The organism is Leptospiraceae bacterium (assembly GCA_016708435.1).
Lineage (GTDB): Bacteria > Spirochaetota > Leptospiria > Leptospirales > Leptospiraceae > UBA2033.
Genome location: JADJFV010000034.1, coordinates 93700 through 111525, shown reverse-complemented (window position 1 = coordinate 111525; position 17826 = coordinate 93700). Strand labels below are relative to the sequence as shown.

General features: G+C 35.7%; 16 protein-coding genes. 6 read left to right on the top strand and 10 right to left on the bottom strand.

Translation table 11 applies throughout. The features are described 5' to 3' along the window. Positions 1 to 19: 19 nt before the first annotated feature. The 6 genes from IPH52_23255 to IPH52_23230 form a co-directional block, all read right to left on the bottom strand. On the bottom strand, positions 20 to 2260 hold the full coding sequence (locus IPH52_23255) for a chemotaxis protein CheA (protein ID MBK7057917.1): 2241 nt from the start codon (positions 2258 to 2260) through the stop codon (positions 20 to 22). 3 nt (positions 2261 to 2263) lie between these two features. Continuing rightward, positions 2264 to 2644 (bottom strand): STAS domain-containing protein, encoded by a 381-nt coding sequence (locus tag IPH52_23250; GenBank protein MBK7057916.1) that lies wholly within the window; start codon positions 2642 to 2644, stop codon positions 2264 to 2266. Positions 2645 to 2647: 3 nt separating this feature from the next. Then, positions 2648 to 3013: a response regulator gene (locus IPH52_23245; GenBank protein ID MBK7057915.1), complete on the bottom strand. Its 366-nt coding sequence runs from the start codon at positions 3011 to 3013 to the stop codon at positions 2648 to 2650. 2 nt (positions 3014 to 3015) lie between these two features. Next, positions 3016 to 4266, bottom strand: coding sequence for a response regulator (locus IPH52_23240; GenBank protein ID MBK7057914.1), 1251 nt, complete (start codon positions 4264 to 4266; stop codon positions 3016 to 3018). A gap of 193 nt (positions 4267 to 4459) precedes the next feature. Next, positions 4460 to 5557: a response regulator gene (locus tag IPH52_23235; protein ID MBK7057913.1), complete on the bottom strand. Its 1098-nt coding sequence runs from the start codon at positions 5555 to 5557 to the stop codon at positions 4460 to 4462. A 12-nt stretch (positions 5558 to 5569) separates the two neighbouring features. Beyond that, complete coding sequence (locus tag IPH52_23230) at positions 5570 to 7159, bottom strand: PAS domain S-box protein (GenBank protein ID MBK7057912.1); 1590 nt, start codon at positions 7157 to 7159, stop codon at positions 5570 to 5572. 209 nt (positions 7160 to 7368) lie between these two features. Here IPH52_23230 and IPH52_23225 point away from each other — a divergent pair, with 209 nt between their 5' ends. Genes IPH52_23225 through thrB form a run of 4 tightly spaced genes read left to right on the top strand, consistent with a single transcriptional unit; the run spans position 7369 to position 10650 of the window. Next, complete coding sequence (locus IPH52_23225; GenBank protein ID MBK7057911.1) at positions 7369 to 7644, top strand: Smr/MutS family protein; 276 nt, start codon at positions 7369 to 7371, stop codon at positions 7642 to 7644. After that, entirely contained in the window at positions 7641 to 9173 is a 1533-nt protein-coding gene (locus IPH52_23220; GenBank protein MBK7057910.1) for a 2-isopropylmalate synthase, read from the top strand. The genes IPH52_23225 and IPH52_23220 overlap by 4 nt, the downstream gene beginning before the upstream one ends. After that, complete coding sequence (locus IPH52_23215; GenBank protein ID MBK7057909.1) at positions 9170 to 9706, top strand: aminoacyl-tRNA hydrolase; 537 nt, start codon at positions 9170 to 9172, stop codon at positions 9704 to 9706. Before IPH52_23220 ends, IPH52_23215 begins: the two co-directional genes overlap by 4 nt. After that, a complete protein-coding gene (gene thrB, locus IPH52_23210) occupies positions 9703 to 10650 on the top strand; it encodes a homoserine kinase (protein ID MBK7057908.1) in 948 nt (315 codons plus the stop codon). The genes IPH52_23215 and thrB overlap by 4 nt, the downstream gene beginning before the upstream one ends. 16 nt (positions 10651 to 10666) lie before the next feature. Here thrB and IPH52_23205 read toward each other — a convergent pair whose 3' ends face one another. The 4 genes from IPH52_23205 to IPH52_23190 are packed head-to-tail and all read right to left on the bottom strand — an operon-like array spanning position 10667 to position 15657. Next, the gene (locus IPH52_23205; GenBank protein ID MBK7057907.1) at positions 10667 to 11182 is read right to left on the bottom strand and encodes a hypothetical protein; all 516 of its coding nucleotides are present in this window, start codon (positions 11180 to 11182) and stop codon (positions 10667 to 10669) included. Between the two features lie 14 nt (positions 11183 to 11196). Further along, entirely contained in the window at positions 11197 to 12627 is a 1431-nt protein-coding gene (gene pyk, locus IPH52_23200; GenBank protein MBK7057906.1) for a pyruvate kinase, read from the bottom strand. Positions 12628 to 12687: 60 nt separating this feature from the next. Continuing rightward, positions 12688 to 14256, bottom strand: coding sequence for a hypothetical protein (locus IPH52_23195; GenBank protein MBK7057905.1), 1569 nt, complete (start codon positions 14254 to 14256; stop codon positions 12688 to 12690). Between the two features lie 12 nt (positions 14257 to 14268). Then, positions 14269 to 15657: a hypothetical protein gene (locus IPH52_23190; protein MBK7057904.1), complete on the bottom strand. Its 1389-nt coding sequence runs from the start codon at positions 15655 to 15657 to the stop codon at positions 14269 to 14271. Positions 15658 to 15765: 108 nt separating this feature from the next. On the opposite strand from IPH52_23190, the gene IPH52_23185 reads away from it, so the two are divergent. Together IPH52_23185 and IPH52_23180 are read left to right on the top strand one after the other, a co-directional pair. Then, entirely contained in the window at positions 15766 to 16806 is a 1041-nt protein-coding gene (locus IPH52_23185; GenBank protein MBK7057903.1) for an alpha/beta fold hydrolase, read from the top strand. Positions 16807 to 16827: 21 nt separating this feature from the next. Beyond that, positions 16828 to 17805, top strand: coding sequence for a hypothetical protein (locus IPH52_23180; protein ID MBK7057902.1), 978 nt, complete (start codon positions 16828 to 16830; stop codon positions 17803 to 17805). Positions 17806 to 17826 lie beyond the last annotated feature (21 nt).

Here is a 17826-nt window from a genome sequence, read left to right as displayed (position 1 = left end):
CTCTCCCAACTTTTTAATACTAAATACTTTTAACATTATAACCATTTGAAGTAACACTAGCTCTCTCCATTTCTTCTACCCGTTTAAACAAAGAAGGAATATCAATGATTAAACCCACTTCACCACTTCCTAGAATTGTAGATCCACTTATTCCTCTGAGTTTTTCAAAAACTTTTCCGAGTGGCTTAATAACAGTCTGTATTTCTCCATGAAGTGTTCCAATTAAGAGTCCAACATGTTTACCCGCATATTGAATTACTAAGATATTCTTTCTGGAATTTTCTTCTTCTTTTGTTTGAAAGAACTCACTTAGACGAAGGAATGGTAATACTTCCCCGCGGAGGTTAATATAATTTTTCCCCGAATTGTTTCCGATAACTTCTTCTTTATATTCCAAGCATTCTACGACTAAATCAAGAGGCACAACATAGAAAGAATGACCAACTCGAAATAAAAACCCATCAATGATTGCAAGCGTTAGTGGAAAACGAACTTTAAAAGTCGTTCCATTATCCTTTTCAGTGAAAACCTGAACACTGCCACGCAGTGCATCAATATTTTTCTCTACTACATCAAGCCCAACACCTCTGCCTGAAATATTCGTAATCTTATCAGCGGTCGAAAATCCTGCTTTAAAGATCATTCTATAAATTTCAGCATCAGAGTATTGTTTATCGGGCGAAACTATTCCTTTTTCAATTGCTTTGCTTAAAATTTTATCGCGATTAAGACCTTTTCCATCATCCTTTACTTCAATAACAATGCTTCCTGTTTCATGAAAAGCGTTTAATAGCAATTGTCCGCCAGCCGGTTTGCCCTTAGCCACTCTTTCTTCTTTTGATTCAATTCCATGATCAATCGCATTTCGAATTAAATGCATGAGCGGGTCATTTATTTTTTCAACAACAGTTTTATCCAATTCCGTATCGCCACCAGAAATTGTAAGCTGAATTTCCTTTCCTAGCTCATGACCAATTTCTCGAACAGTTCGTTGAAATCTGTTAAATGTTTCACCTATTTGAACCATTCTTATTTTAAGTGCAGTTTCTCTAATCTCGCTAATTAAATGATTCATAAAGTAAGCTGACTCAGATAATTCTGGATCGTTCCTTTTTTGCGACAATTGATTTATATTCGCACCACCAATTACTAATTCTCCAACTAGATTTATCAGATGATCTAGCTTACCGGAATCAATGCGGATAATCTTGCTTTCGCGCGACCCAACAACATCCTTCGCTGGCTTAATAATTCGTTCTTCTTTTAATTCTTCCTCTGCATTGATTTCTTGTTTTGGTAATTGAGGTTGAATTGCTTGATACTCTTCTGGCGCAATATCGATATTTGCCCCAATGGTAGACGGAACATTTTGCTTGCGTTTCCATCGATTTAAAAGTTTCAATTCCTCTTTAGAAATAGTTGCCATGTTTAATAGAATTCTTAAAAGCTTTGAAGTTTTAAATTCAGAATTTTTAAAAAAATCTAACAGATCCTGCAAAGAGCGATCAGGAGGTAAAATATTTATAGCGCAATCATATTCAACAAATTCAAAAGCCTGCAGAATAAAACTCACGTCTTTATCTGATTTATATTCAATTTCAAAACCGGTATAACAACTTTCTGGCTCTATTAAATTCAAATCCGGAATTAGAGAAGTAAGAGTAATTAGGTTTAGAATTTCACCATCGCGATTCAAATACTTTAAAACCGAAAATGGTTCAAGTCCATCGCGATATGTATCCGGCTTAAATCTAAGCGAAATATGCCAATGCTTTACATCGGTTCCAATCTGAATTGAATTCGGTAAAGTAGATTCCTGGCTAGCAATTGGTCCTAACTTGGAATCCTGCAAATCATTTTTGGAAACAGAAAAAAAGGAATTTAACTTCGCAAGAAGATCGTTTTGGATCAGAATCATACTCTCTTCAAGTTTACGGTCATTAGCCGCATATTCAATCAAATCAGAAATATGATCTCTACAATCTAGCAAAAGGGAAATGAGTGGCTTATCAAGAGGAATTTCCTTTTCTCTCACTTTATCGAGCAAGCTTTCCACCACATGGGTAAAATTAACAGTTTCCTCATAACCGAAAATTCCGGCGGAGCCTTTGATAGTATGAATAGATCGAAATAATTCGTGAATTTTATCATCGGTTACGGGATTCAATTCTAAAAACAATAGAATGCTTTCCATTTTTTGAAGAATCTCACTTGATTCAGAGATAAATAATTCTTTTACTTCTTCTAAATCTGCATTCATAAATTAATTTCCACTCATACTTTGCTTTTTAATTCCATACCGAAAAGGAAATTCTTTTCGCTCTTCTGCGGTTAATACTATTTTATCTCCAAAAAAACCAACAAGACCATACAAATCAAGAATTGCAATTACGCAGGTTGGATGAGAAATAAACTTAATTTTTTTTTGAGTCTGCTTGGTGGTATTCTTTGCTGCAATAAAAATCTGCACGCCAGCCGTATCAAAATCATTTACTTTTTCGAGATCAACTAGAATGTTTTGATTACTGTTTATTACTTCTAAAAGTGACTGCCTTAATTTTACAACGTTATAAATCGTGCATTTCCCAATTAATGAAACCCTGCAATGGTTTGAAAGATTTTGGATTTTTACCTCTAAGCTCATAGACTATGGAATTAGTTTAGAAATGGCAGAAAGCAACTGCTCCGGTGCAAATGGTTTTACTAGCCATGCTTTTGCACCAGCTTCCATTCCTTTTCTCTTCTTCTCTTCTTGTGATTCGGTGGTCAGCATAATGATGGGTATAAATCGATTATCCTCATCCGCTCTAACTTTAGATACAAATGTAAGCCCATCCATATTTGGCATATTGACATCACATACTATCAGATTTGGTTTTGCGGTAGAAAGTTTACTAAGTGCATCCATTCCGTCTATCGCTTCTACAACCTCATATCCAGCATGTTTTAAGTTCATTGAGACAACTTTGCGAAATACAGCAGAGTCATCTATAATTAAAATTTTCTTAGACAATATTAACTCCTCTCTAATTTAATTGGTAAAAAAATCTCAGCAAGCACGCAATTCGTGCGTCGCTTTCCTGTGTGATCCACGGCGTTATGGATAAAAAACATTCCATTGTGTTTATTAATTATAAAATCGACAACCGTTAACCCAAGACCTAGACTAAATTTTTCAACGGCAAGAATATCTTCTACCGGTGGGTGAATTCGAAAAAATGGTTCTAGAACTAACTTTTCTTTCTCCGGAGGAATTCCTCCATAAGAAAATTCATCAATCTCATTTTTAAAAGTAATACAAAAATAGGTTCCTGTAACATGAGCAAAAATATCAATTCTACTCGAGCGCACCGAGTATTTATATGCATTGATTAAAAGCTCTTCAAAGACCAGTCTCATTTTCTCCAAGTCAATCTCGATTTTACAATTTGAATGAATCGATGGAAATGCAATAGATATATCTTTATTATTCATAAAAGGAACAATTTCCTTTAAGTATTGGGGAAAATCCTTAATAACCACACTAGCAGCACAATCAGCAAAATTAAATGACTGCTCCATTAGCTCGACGACTGTGGCAAGTCCTTGTAAAACTCTTCGACTGTATTCATTGTTTTCATACAAGGTATCAAGAACTTCTTTGTTTACAATGTAGGTGTCACCATTTTCAACCATATCCATTTTCAACATATCGAGTAAGGAAATAGTTACGCCAACTCCTCCTCCTTGAGACAAAGAAGTAGTTAGATTAAAAATGGAATTTTTTTGGTAGGAATCTTTTCCTGTTACCCGAAGTGTTTCTTTATAATTGAGCCATTCTAATTGACCGCGCAGTTTAATACTTTCATTTAAAGTTAATTCCGCTTCTAGGTCTTTTAGGTATTTGTATTCCAATGCTTTGGACATCGTATGTCTAAACAAATCAATATCAATTGGTTTTACTGCATAATCAAATACACCAAGCCGCATCACTTCGATTATAGTATCCGATGCATCGAGTGCAGATTGAATGATTACCACTGCATGTGGGTCAATTACCTTTAATTTCTCAATAAAAGTCTTTCCATCCATTACCGGTAACATTAAGTCTACGATAAAAATGGAAAATTTTCGAGTATTAATTAAGTCTAAAGCAATTTGACCATTACTCGCTGTTTCTGTCGAAATACCAAGCTGATTACAAATACTTTGCAATAGAACTTGATTTTCCTTTTTATCTTCTACAATGAGAACTGGGTATCGCGGAATTTTGACGTTTTCGTTCATTTTTTTTAAGGTTCAGACCTAAAACTGTTATGGAATTATTTCAAATTTGCCTCAAGTCCTAAAACTCAAAACATGTTTTTTTTCGGTGAAAAAAAGCTCCTTTTGTTTTATTACAAAAATACGCTTCTTGCCTTTGGTAGTCTTTCAAGAATAAAGAGAAAGTCAATGATATTTTTAAGAATCAACCACAACGCTACATTGATTCAAACAAACCAACACGTATATTCGCCCTCGTTCCCTTACCCTTTTCAGACTCAATCCAAAATTCGCCTTGATTTAGATCAAGTAACATTTGAACTAAGGAGAGTCCAAGACCAAGTCCAGATTGTTCCACTGTTGACCTATTGAATTGAGTAAACGCTTCCACTCTTTGGATTTCTTGAAAGCTCATTCCTTTTCCTTTATCCTCGATGATTATTCTGTAAAAATTACTTTCCCGAAATCCTTTTATTGTTACTAAGGATTGCATTCCAGAAAATTTTATCGCATTATCAACGAGTTCTTCCAAAATTTTCTTCAAACTTTTTGCTGAAATGGAAAGATTTGCTTTTTCAAACTGTATTTCCAAATTTCTTTCGAAACTTTCTCGCCTAGCAATCTCCATTATAAAATCAGGTAAAGTCTTTTCAACATCGAAGTATACATCTTCCTCCAAACGGCTTTGAAGTTTTCTGCTATTATGCGCAGTCGTTAGCTCTGTGAATAACACATAATTACGAGTTATCCGCAAAAGTTTGTTTCCGGCAGAATGAATATAACCGCTGAACTCTAATACGTCCTCTATAGGTATTCCTCCTTTTTCATGACAACCATCAATGAGTAATTGGGAGAAACCTAAAATCGAATTCAATGGTGTTAAGAATTCGTGAGGCACAGAACGAATCAAGTTTAACTTTAATTCTTCCATAGCTTTTTTAGAGGCACGACTCTTTTCAATTCGATTCTTTACTGCCTGGATCAATTCGGAATTTAAAAATGGTTTAGTGATATAGTCATCTGCTCCGAGTTCCATGCCGGAGCGAATATTCAACTTATCCGAAAGGGCGGAAAGAAAAATAAAGGGGATAACGGATAACAATGGTTCAGACCGGATGCTTTTATAAACTTGAAATCCATCCATTTCGGGCATCATGATATCAGATAAAATCATGTCTGGAATCCTCTTTATAGCCAATTCCAAGCCAATTTTTCCATTCTCTGCGGCTAATGTTAAATATCCCTCATTTGTAAAAAGTTCAATTAGATTCTCTCTGATTAGTTCATCGTCCTCAATAATTAGTATTGTCTCCATATTGACCTCCTCTTATATCGTTGGAATTCTAATGTGAAATTCCGTTCCTTCTTCTGGTGAGCTCTTAAAACTTACAGTGCCTTTATGCAAAGCCACAAAATTTTTAACCACGCTCAAACCCAAACCGGTTCCTGAAATATTCTCTACATTCTTACCTCTATAAAAAGTTTCAAATATATGGTCTCGGTCTTCTTCGGGAATTTCTTCGCCTTTGTTTTTCACTATAAATTCTATTTGTTCATCTAAAAATAATACTTCTAAAAAAATTGCATCCCTATTTGATGAGTATTTTACTGCATTGCTGAGCAAATTTTCAAGTATATGGGTAAGTAAATTGGAATCCAGATTAAAAAAGATTTCATCGTTAGGCGGTATAAATAGTTCAAATTTATTCGCTGGATGATTCGATTCAAAGTTTGTAATTAAGCCGGATAAAAACTTCCTTACATTGATTAGTGCAGGTTTAAAATCTATAAGAGATGACTCAGAGCGGCTAATACTGAGAACCCCTTCCATCAATCGATTCAAACTCAGAGTCGCTTCTTTAATTCTATTGTAGTGTTTTTCTCTATCTCCTACCGTATGAATATCTCGATACTCTTCTAGCATTTGCGTTGACATCAAAATAGTAGTCATTGGTGTTTTGAACTCATGAGACACAAGTGCGATAAATTTTGATTTTAATTCGTTTAGCTCCTTCTCTTTTTCAAGTGCAACCCTTAGACGGTTTTCAGTATCTATTCTATGAGCAACCTCTGCTTCCAATTCCTTTGTGCGCTCACTTACTCTAAACTCCAGGCTACGGTTTAATTCAACGAGGCTCTGGTTGGTTCTACGAATTTCTGTCATATCCACAAAGATGAAGCAAACATTGGTTATCCGGTCTTTCTTATCTCGAACGGGTATGTAACTAAACTGATACCACTTTACTTCCTTTTTCTCATCGATAAATTGCGATTCATAATGAATGGGAACACCATTGAGCGCATAATTGAATTTTTCCGTAAAGACCGAAGTAGTCTCTAATGGTAAAAACTCTAAAATTGAATATCCTTCAAAAATACTTCGACGATAAGCATTAAAAAGAAAATCTTGCGCATTTTTATTCAAAGACTGAATTATAAATTCTGTGTTCAAGAAAATGTAATACTCTCTTGTATTTTCTAAAATTGCTTTGAGTCGAATTTCTTCCCATTGGTATCTTTCTTCTTTCTTACGTATATTACTAATGTCGGTAGCATATCCGACTAATGTTTTGTTAGCCGGAGTCTCTGTTTTTAGTTGAAAGATTGTGTCGCTAAACCATTTCCAATCACCGTTTCTTTTCTGTAGCCTATAGTCGAACGCTGTAAATTTTTTTTCTCTTCCCAATAAGACTGCTTCAATATGAGACTTGTATCTATGCTGATCAGACGAAGGCATTTTCCCTAGAAACTCATCTAAATGCATTGTTTTGATTTCGCTCTTCGGAAATCCCAATTGATCATATATTCCATCATTTAAAAAATGAATTCTGGAATTTTCAACATCGTAAGTATAAACTATGCTTGGAGTAGAAATTAAAATTGAATTAAAAATTAAAAGTTGCTCTTCTGAATTCATCCCTTTTACAAATCAATACCTTATAAATTCATAAATTAATTCTTTCAAAAAGAATCAATCATATAACTATCTACTATGAATAATTAATTCATTGTATTACTAATAACGAGGTAGCTAATTCAAGGTCTGAAGAAAATACGGAATCTACACGGAAAAAACTTCTTTTTCCCTAGAGTCGCTTCTAAATCATTGAATTTAGTTTTGAAAATATGAAAGAAATCTACATTCGAAAAATGCGTTATGAAGAAGCAAGATATAAACTAGAAAGAGAACTACAAGATGCCTTCATGGAAGGAGAAACATTAGTGCAGGTTGTTCATGGAATTGGGGAAGGAAAGCTCAAGCAACTGACACTTGACATTGTTGGCAATTATGATTTTTTGCGTGTAATTAACACTGAGAGTTTTATTGCTCCCAATCCGGGAGTAACGAAATTAGAAATCATGGGACTAGATAAGCAGGATTTAAAAAGATACAAAAAATGAATGAAACAAAATTAGAAATCTTAGATGTGACTCTTCGAGATGGGGAGCAAACACAAGGAGTCGTTTTCTCTACGCAAGAAAAGTTGAACATAGCAAAATTCTTACTTCTCAATGCAAAAGTTGACAGAGTAGAAGTTGCTTCTGCTCGCGTATCTAGAGGAGAGAAAGAAACTGTTAAGACAATCATGAAGTGGGCTGAGAAAGAAAACCTCTCCGACCGAATTGAAATTTTAGGATTCGTTGATAAAACAGCTAGTGTTGATTGGATAGTAGAATCAGGCGCGCACACACTCAATCTTTTAACAAAAGGCTCAGAAAAACACCTAATTCACCAATTAAAGAAAACGCCCGAAGAGCACTTGAGCGAAATTAAGGCTACTATTGATTATGCTCTTTCTAAAGGAATTCAAGTAAATGTTTACATGGAAGATTGGTCGAATGGATTCTTAAATTCCCCTGACTACGTAGCAAAGATGGCAACGGCTATTTCTAATTTTCCAATTCAAAGATTATTCTTACCGGATACACTCGGTGTATTATCACCGGACGAAACCTCAAAAGCAATGCATTTTATGAAAACTATCTCGCCTAGTATTCGCATCGAATTTCACGGACATAACGACTATGATCTCTCGGTAGCGAATTGCCTCGCTGCGGTTAACGCGGGAGTATCCGGTCTACATGTTTCAGTAAACGGACTCGGAGAAAGAGCTGGAAATTCGCCACTAGAAGCAGTCATCACTGCCGTGCATGATAAGCTAGGAATCAGAACAAACGTTGTAGAATCGGAGATAACAGCTTTAAGCCGTCTGGTTGAAGTATTTAGTGGAAAAAGAATTTCAGACAACAGACCTATCGTAGGTCAAGACGTATTTACCCAGACAGCAGGTGTTCATGCAGATGGGGACAAAAAGGGAAACCTCTACGCAAATCCAATCCTTCCCGAACGATTCGGACGTAAGCGTAGTTATGCGCTCGGAAAACTTGCCGGTAAGGCTAGCATTTCCGAAAATTTAAAACAACTCGGCTTAGTGATTAGTCCAGATCTAGAGAAAAAAATTCTAGATAAAGTAATCGAAATGGGTGACCAGGGCAGAATCGTGTCTACTGAGGATTTGCCGTTCTTGATTGCCAATCTATCCGGCGAAGATATAAACCACAATTTTCAAATTCTAAATTGCGAAGTCATATCCGGCAAAGGAATTTCTCCATCTGCCAAACTAAAAGTAATATACAAATCGAAGGAATACTCAGCCGAAGGAAAGGGAGACGGAGGATACGATGCCTTCATGGACGCTCTCAGGAAAATTGCTTCAGCGAATAATATCGCTTTACCGGAACTACTAGATTACCAGGTGAGAATTCCACCCGGCGGAAAAACTTCCGCCCTCGTTGAAACAATCATTACATGGTCAGGAAGCGTTCAAAACAATCAGAGCGATAGCTTTCGCACCATCGGACTTGATTCAGACCAAATTTCTGCGGCTATACTGGCTACTGAAAAAATGCTAAACTTGATACTAAAATGAGCGGTAAACTGTTAATAGCCGGACTTGGAAATCCGGGTGATAAATACAATGGCACAAGACATAGCATTGGCTTTGCAGTTATAGACAAGTTAGCTGATAAGTTTAATGCAAATTTTAATTCAGATAAAAAATGTCCAAGCACAGAAATTTTATTACACAATAAAAAAGTTTTACTGATTAAACCTTTTGAATTCATGAATCTTTCCGGAAATGGAGTTTCCCTTTTTTTAAGGAAAAATGGAATTAACCCCTCGGAGCTTTTGGTCATTCATGATGAAATTGACTTCGAGTTTGCAAAATGTAAAATGAAAATCGGCGGTGGACATGCAGGTCACAATGGTCTTCGAGACATTATTGCAAAAATCGGAACGGCAGACTTTCATAGACTACGCGTCGGAGTGGCGAAGCCTGCTGATGGACGTGTGGTTGCAGACTACGTACTGAGTAAATTTACATCAGAAGAAAAAGCAAAGCTAGACGAAATCTATGATCTATGTTTGCAAAAAATTCAAGATTGGATTAAATTGACATGAATCATAAAATTCATATTCGCGTTCCTGGAACTTCGGCAAATCTTGGACCGGGCTTTGATTTACTCGGAATGGCTCTGAAAATTTATAACCATTTCTATTTTACAATTGACCCACATGCAAATTACACAACTCTTCGAATCGACAACACACCTCTACCTTTTGCGGGTAAGGAAGATTTGCTGCTTTGTGGATATGAAAAATACTTTGAATTGTTTTTACCGAAAATAAAACCAATTCCCTATAATGTCAAAATGGATTTGAATCTTCCATTCAAAGGAGGACTTGGCTCTAGTGCAAGTGCACTTACTGTCGGTTTTGCGCTAGGTAATTTTTTACACAAAAAACATTTCTCTAAGAAAATTCCAATGCCGAGTGTTGACAGAATTCTCTATGAACTTGCAATGATGGAAGGACATCCTGATAATACAACTCCGGCAATGATCGGAGGTTTTGTATTTTCTTATTTTCACAACGGAAAACTTATTTTCTTTAAAGATAAATTTCCAACTTCTGTTTCTCTTTTCTTATTCATTCCGCAAATTGAAGTTTCGACCAATGACTCTCGCAAAAAACTTCCTGATAAATATCCTGTTAGTGATGTAGTATATAATATGAGTAGAATTGCAACCTGGCAGCATTTCATAAAAACAAAAGATTTTTCACACTTACAAAGAGCAGTAGAGGATAAAATCCATACTCCATATCGAATCAAACCAATTCCTCTTCTAGGAATTGTTGGAGAATTATGTGGAAAATTGGGAGCGACCTATTCTCTATCGGGCAGTGGTCCGAGTGTGTTAATCTATACCGAGAAAAAAAATGCGAAGAAGTTTTTGGAAAAATTTCAAAGTGAGCTTTCAAAAAGAAATACTCAGGAAATCGCCTACACAATCCAAAAAATCGAAACAGATAGTGCAGGCGTATTAGTAAAAGAAACTAGATAAAGCTTAGCGGCTTTTTTTAATTAGCCTCTAATTTTTCAATTTTACAGGTATTGATGATAAAAGTAAACCCCCCCGAAGGAGAAGGCATATTCGGATCTTCAGGAGTTCTGGTTTCAATATCAGTTTGTAAAACACTATAATGAATTGCAAAATCTGCCTCTTTATTAAGATTACCACCTAAAGCTTTGAATTCCTGCAAATCAAAAACAAATTTCTTATACTTACTACTTTGCCGCATAGAATCAGGACTGTAAATTAGTTGATTCGTTTTTTCGATATTTTGCCATAGACTTGATAATTCGTCTCCTCGAAGCAAAATTGTATTAGCCGCTTTTGATTCTTTTTCTGGTTTGTATTTTTTTTCTTCTTTCTCATGACCCTTTTCTTTTGAATCGTTTCTATCAAAATCTTCTTTTGATTTCTTGGAAAACGGAAGCTTTTCCGTTTTCTTTTTTTTATTCGAGGTCTGTTCAGCAGATAGAGTCAATCCGCAAAATAAAACAATGACCAATAAGGTAATGCTAAATCTCATACGTTCCCCTTGCATTATTTGAAGTGATAAATCTGAACAAAGTCAACGGTATTCGCTTCTCCGCCTGGTGTACCAGAAAGGATAACAGTCTTTTCCCCCTTGTTTACAAAACCTTCCTCTGAAAGTTTTTGCTGCATATAATTTATCATATCAGGAAATTTATCCATCATAGGTATAATGAAAGGATAAACACCTCGAAGCAAATTCATCTTACGCGCTGTCATGAGGAAAGGAGTAAATGAAAATATTGGAACTTGTGGTCTAAACTGAGAAGCAATTCTCGCAGAAAGTCCGCTTCGGGTAAAATTTACAATAGCTTTTGCGCCTATAGAATTGGAAATTTGCTCTGCTGCTGTTCCGAGCGCAACACGCACGTTTGTCTCGGTAGGTCTATTGGCTCTCCTTTGCATATCCAAGTTGCTGTAAATAGTCTCTGCTTCGGTGATAATTTTACTCATAATTGTAACAGATTCTAGCGGATACTTACCACTAGCCGATTCAGCCGAAAGCATTACAGCATCTGTTCCATCAAGCACTGCATTTGCTACATCACTTGCCTCGGCTCTTGTTGGTCTGGGATTATCAATCATTGACTCAAGCATCTGCGTTGCGGTAATTACTGGTTTGCCGAGAAGATTCATTTTGCGAATCAATTCTTTTTGAATAATAGGAACTCTTTCTGTATCCAGCTCCACACCCATATCGCCACGTGCAATCATGATACCATCACATGCTTCAATGATTTCGTCTATATTTTTAACGGCTTCTGGTCGCTCGATTTTTGCGATGAGTCCCGTGAAAGTTCCGTGCATATACTGTCTTGCAATTTCCAAATCAGATGCTCTTCTCACAAAGCTTAATGCGATGTAATCCACACCGAGTGATAAAGCAAATTTTAAATCTTCCACATCTTTTTCAGAAAGTGCAGGAGCGGTGACAGGAGTTCCAGGTAGGTTAATACCTTTGTTATCCTTAATGGTTCCGCCAACGATTACTTCGAGTAATGCGCGATCTACTTCTTTGGAAACTACATTCAGTAAAATTTTTCCGTCATCAATTAGAACTTTGTGTCCCACTTCGATATCTGTGATCATACTTTTATATGTTGTGCTAATTTCATCTCTTGAACCAAGAAAATCTGACTTTGTGTTAATATATAATTTATCGCCAGAATGAACATCAAATGGTCCATCTTTCATTTTTCCTGTTCTAATCTTAGGTCCTTGCAAATCTGCTAAAATCCCAAGCGGACGACCGGAGCGTTGTTCACAAAGACGTAAAGTCTCAAATACTTTTTTGTGACTTGCATGATCGGAATGAGAAAAATTCATTCGTGCCACATCCATGCCGGCTTCTATTAATTCGGAAATCATCTTCTCACTCGACGATGCGGGTCCGATCGTGCAAACTATTTTAGTTTTTTTGTTTGTAAAGTTATTATTCATATTAAGTATTTCAGTTTCCTTATCGAATTTGTCACGTTCATTTTTTTACTTAAAGGTAATTTATTTCTTCACTTCCACAAAATTCCCATGGTCATATTTAAAATAATGAATTTCTGCTTTTGTATCTTTTCCATCGGCAGAGGTTATCCACTTTTTGCCTTTGATTTTATCTCCTTTTATATCTATCTCATAAATTCCCATTTGCGAAAGAATTGTGCTAAAAGAAACGTATTTGCCATCTTTTAATCCGTAAATGATGGCTTCGTCGCCACCGCGTGTTGGTGTTCTTACTACCATTTCCATAATTCCATCTTTGTCAAGATCCTTGTATTGAATCGGACGACTCGTATAGATACTACCGGATACTGGCTCGTAAATCCCATCTGTCTGTTTGAGGATAATACTGCGAATCCCACCAGAGCTATTGAATTCATTGGAATCATTTCCAACCATTGCAGAGGCAAGGAAATAGGAATCTTTCGGATAATTTTCACTGGAAATTTTGGTAAGACTAAAATTAACAAAATTTAAATAAATCCCGCGCTTTTCAAATTCACTGCGCATAATACTGATTGCATTCAAATCCCCTTTAAACTTTGTATTGGCAACAGTATAATTGGTAAATTTTTCTTCGGTGAAATAAGTCCCATCCTTTGCAGAAATATAAGCCATGTAAGGAGTGAGATCATCCTCGGACTTCTTAGGTTTCTTTTTTAGTTTTACACTGACTTTATCAGTCAGGTAAATTAAATAAACTTGCTCTCCATTAATTAGTCTTGATTCAGAAGTGTCAAGAAATGCATTTTCTTTTAGAACTTTGATTTTGTAATCTTTACTGAAAATTTCTTTTGTATCCGAATTGTAAAGAGTGGGCTCTTTAGTGGTTAATGCAAAGTATCCTTTCTCGGAAATAATTTTATCCTTTGCCATTGCCTCAGCAGTGCTTTTTACTACAGGGTAATTGACAGAATTAAAGACAAATCCCCGTTTGTCTCCGTAGGAAATTTCATACCAGGCTCTCTCCCCTGCTCCCATTTCTAAATCTATGTTATTGCTAATAAATGAATCATACTGACTACCACTCGCAAGCACATTTACAAGTGTATATTGATCTACCTCACCGACTTTCTTTGAATCACTAGAAGGTAATTCATAAAGAGATGCCTTTACTGTTTGCACAATAGAATAACCCGGCTCTTCCTGATTTGTCTTTTCATTATTTGCCTTTAAAGGATACAATTGAAACCAATCTTTTCCTGTATAGGAATCAATTGCGTATACGTATCCTTTTTTTCCATTATAAGTAACAGCAGACCAATTCGAAACATCCTCTGCCTGTGAATTAATGACTTCACTAGTAAATATTATTTTGCCGCCGAATGGAATACTCTCGACTTTTGATTTTAAATCAAGTGCAGTCTGATACAGAGAAATTCCGTTAGGATTGGTTACAAACGCATAAGCTGTGTTTTCCGCAGATGGCTGTGCCGGTTTTTCACTATTAGCCGCATTTTCCTTTGGAGCCTCTACTACCTCTCCTTTTTTACACGCAGCAAATGTAAATATAAGCCCAATAAACAATATGGAAACAACACGCTTGCAATTCATTCTTACTTGACCTTGATTCATTTTAATCTCCTTTTAATTCTTAACTTCTACAAATTTTCCCTGAAGGTATTTGTATTTTTTCTGATCTACTTTTTTATTACTGCCTTCTCGCTCATTCAAATAAAGAAATTTTTCATCTATAGTATAATTGTCAAGGAAGTTTCCCGGTAGCGGTATTTCGATGTAAGCCCCTTTAACATACCCATAGAATGCAGGTGCAGTAAAAGCAACTCTCGACATAGAATTTGTTTCCATACTCGAAAATATTTCCGGTATTCCATCCTGATCCAAATCAAAAAGTTCAAATTTCCCTCGATTATTGATATTTCCGGTAAATACAGTGTAACTTCCCTCTTCTTTTCTAACAACAAAGGATTGTGGCATTATCTCCCCATACCCGGAAGAATTCACATAGCCAACATAGAGAGATGCAATTAAAAATTTAGATTTTTCCTTTTCCTTTATATTGGCAATAGAATTCAGATATACATTTAGATAATTTAGCGGTAAATCTTCATTTTGCGCATAAATTCTTTCAAGCAACAGTTTATTATCTGTATACTTAGTATTTTTTAGAGTGAATTGACTAAATTCACCGGCGGTAAAATATTTTGCATCTATTTCCGAAATCCAGCCAGTAAATGGTTTATCCTGAAACCCTTTTGGAGTAGCCTGCATTTTGTAACTCAAAGAAGGATTTCGCATCGAAGTATAAAAATATTTTACACCCTTTCTTTCTTGGGATTCTTTGACTGGAATAAATTCTCCCTTCTTTGAAGATCCTCTCTTATTGGTTTCGATTTCCTTCCCACCCGGTTCCGTTAAATAAACTGGATTGGATACTAGGGCGTAACCGCTTAGACTGATTTGTTTTTTTTGGGCAATTGATTTTGCTTTTTCCAAAGAATCATAAAAAACTGCTGTATCTTTTATATATCCAATTTTATGATTCTTTGTTTTTACTTCAAACCATCTTTGCTCTAAATTTTCCTTCTTATGCTCGAAGGGCAATGAGTAGGACAAAATTTCTAAAACAGAAAATTTTTCCAAAGCACCGAGAGACTTTGAATCAGAAAATGGCTGCGCTAGAATTTGGTTTTTTGCTATTTTTGTCACTAAATAGTTTTTTTGAACAGGGCTGTCGAATAAAAGAATTTCTTCGCTTGTTGATTTTGATTTTCGAATAAATCCAAATTCCTTTCCCTTTCGAATCTTACTCCATTCCTCATCATTAGCATTTTCTAAAATGAAAAACTCGTCGCGAAAGTTTAAATTTCCCATTTTTTGGTTTATATCTTTCGCTTTATAAATGAAAATTCCGTTTACATTGAGCAAAAATGCCTTTTTTTCTGTCTGTGGCTCCGCATTTATCAGGGAGAAAATGGAAAATAAAAATGTAAAAATTAGAAAATTTGATTTCATAAAAGCCTATAGGAGAAATTACTCTATCTTGACAGAAACTTAATGAACCGAATATCTTGGTAAAGGAAAAAAATTATGACTTCCAAAAAAATTACCCTATTAATGACCATGTTTTTTATCATTCTAAATGTGTCCTTCTGCACAGCTAGGATTCATTTACAGGGAGAAATCCATCATCCTAAAACATCGGATAATTGGGATTTAACCCTTGAGCATCACAGCCCTAGAAAGAATACAGTAGCAAAAAAGTATCCAGTGATTATTTGTCATGGTCTTGTAGGCAATAGAAATTATTTCAAAATCAAAGAAGAAGAATCTATCGTCTATCGTTTAATTTCAGAAGGATACGATGTATGGCTGCTCGATTTAAGAGGAAGAACCGATGCGGGCACTCCCTCTCTATTCTTTGGTGACAAAACTTACAACTACAGTTTCGATGATTATGCAACAAAAGACGTCGATGCAGCAATTGGTTACGTGCTTGAAAAAACAAAAGCGGCTAAAGTCAACTGGATAGGTCACAGTATGGGCGGAATGGTAGCATACACTAAAATCGGAACTTTCAAAGAAAATAGAATTGCAAACTTAGTAACACTTGGCTCCCCCTTCTCTTTTTACAATCCAACCAAACATGTGAAGATGATGTCCAATTTTTCTTTTCTATTGAAGTTTCTCCCAGTTGTGCCCACAGCAAATCTTGCTCATTTGGAATCTGATTATGGATTTCCTCTACCGCAAACACAAATTAAAATGTTCTATTACAAAAAGAATACTGAAAAAGAAGTAGAGCATGCCCTAAAAAGTCTAAGCACGAATAACGAAAGTCCTAATGTGATGAAGCAATTCGCAAATGGAATTAGTACCGGCGAAGTAATGTCGTTAGACGGCAACACTTCGTATACCGCAAACTTAAAGAATGTAACCATTCCAGTATTCTTAATCGCAGGAAGACGCGACCACCTAGGAACTCCGATGATCGTAAGACAAGTTTATGATAATATTATAAGTAGCGACAAAACAATGTTTGTCGCAGGTCGTTCTGAAGGCCTTACCGAAGACTATGGGCATGTAGATTTAGTAATGGGAACAAACTCGGACAAAGACATTAATATCCCAATTACAAAATGGCTAAACGAAAGAAATCAATAAGGAATTGAAAGTAGGAAATCCATGAATAAGACAATACAAAATTTTTCAAACGCATTTACAAAGAATCTCTTCAAAGGGCTAATCACATTTATCCTTCTAGCATTAGTTGCCTGTACCGCCCTTCCACAGAGACATACTCCCAGACACGGTTATAGTTCCCTATTACAAGTGAAAGAATTTACCCCATCTCAATCAAAACTAATTGCACCTATCGTAATTTATGAGCCTATTTTATTAAACGAAAGTGCCCTAATTAGAATCGAAGATAAAAAGGAAAAAGGTCTTATCCCTTATTTGAACGATGCGGGTTATACTGTTTATCTGCTCTCTTCTAACGAAGTAAACCCTGACTTCAAAAACCACTCTTTAGAATTTGATTCCATTCTAAATCAAATAGCGGCTAAACATAGAAACCGCGATGTAATTCTAGCCGGTACTTCTCTCGGTGGACAGGCTGTTTTAGAATATATGACCCTTCCAATGAACTTGGGAAATTATTCCCGTGTGAAAAAAGTTTTCTTTATTGGAACTGGAATAGATTACAATTATACTGGCAGTTTCACGGAAAAATCAGAAAAGTTTGGTTATGAACAACAACTTGTAAAAGATCTCTGTCCGACAGGTAAAAAAGATAGCTTCTGTAATAAGTACATTCGATATAATAATAGTTTAGAAAAAATGGACAACAGCAGAAAAGAAGAACATTTTAATCGAATTCCAAAAATTGAAAAAGATTATCTAAAAAGATTTCACCAGACAAAATTGCAACTTCCGTATTTTTTTATCTATGGCAAGCTAGACAGTATTAGTCCCGAAGAATCAATTTCCCCGCTTTTCCATAAATTTAAAAACAACGCCAAAATGGATAGCTCGAATAGACTCTACGAAGCAAGTGAGGCTAATGGTCATTGCATCGACTACGATCACGCTGATTTATTTTTATATAAACATGTGAACAAAGAAGTGTATTCAAAATTAGTTCACTGGCTAGAAAAATAGGATTGTTCTAAAAACATGGCA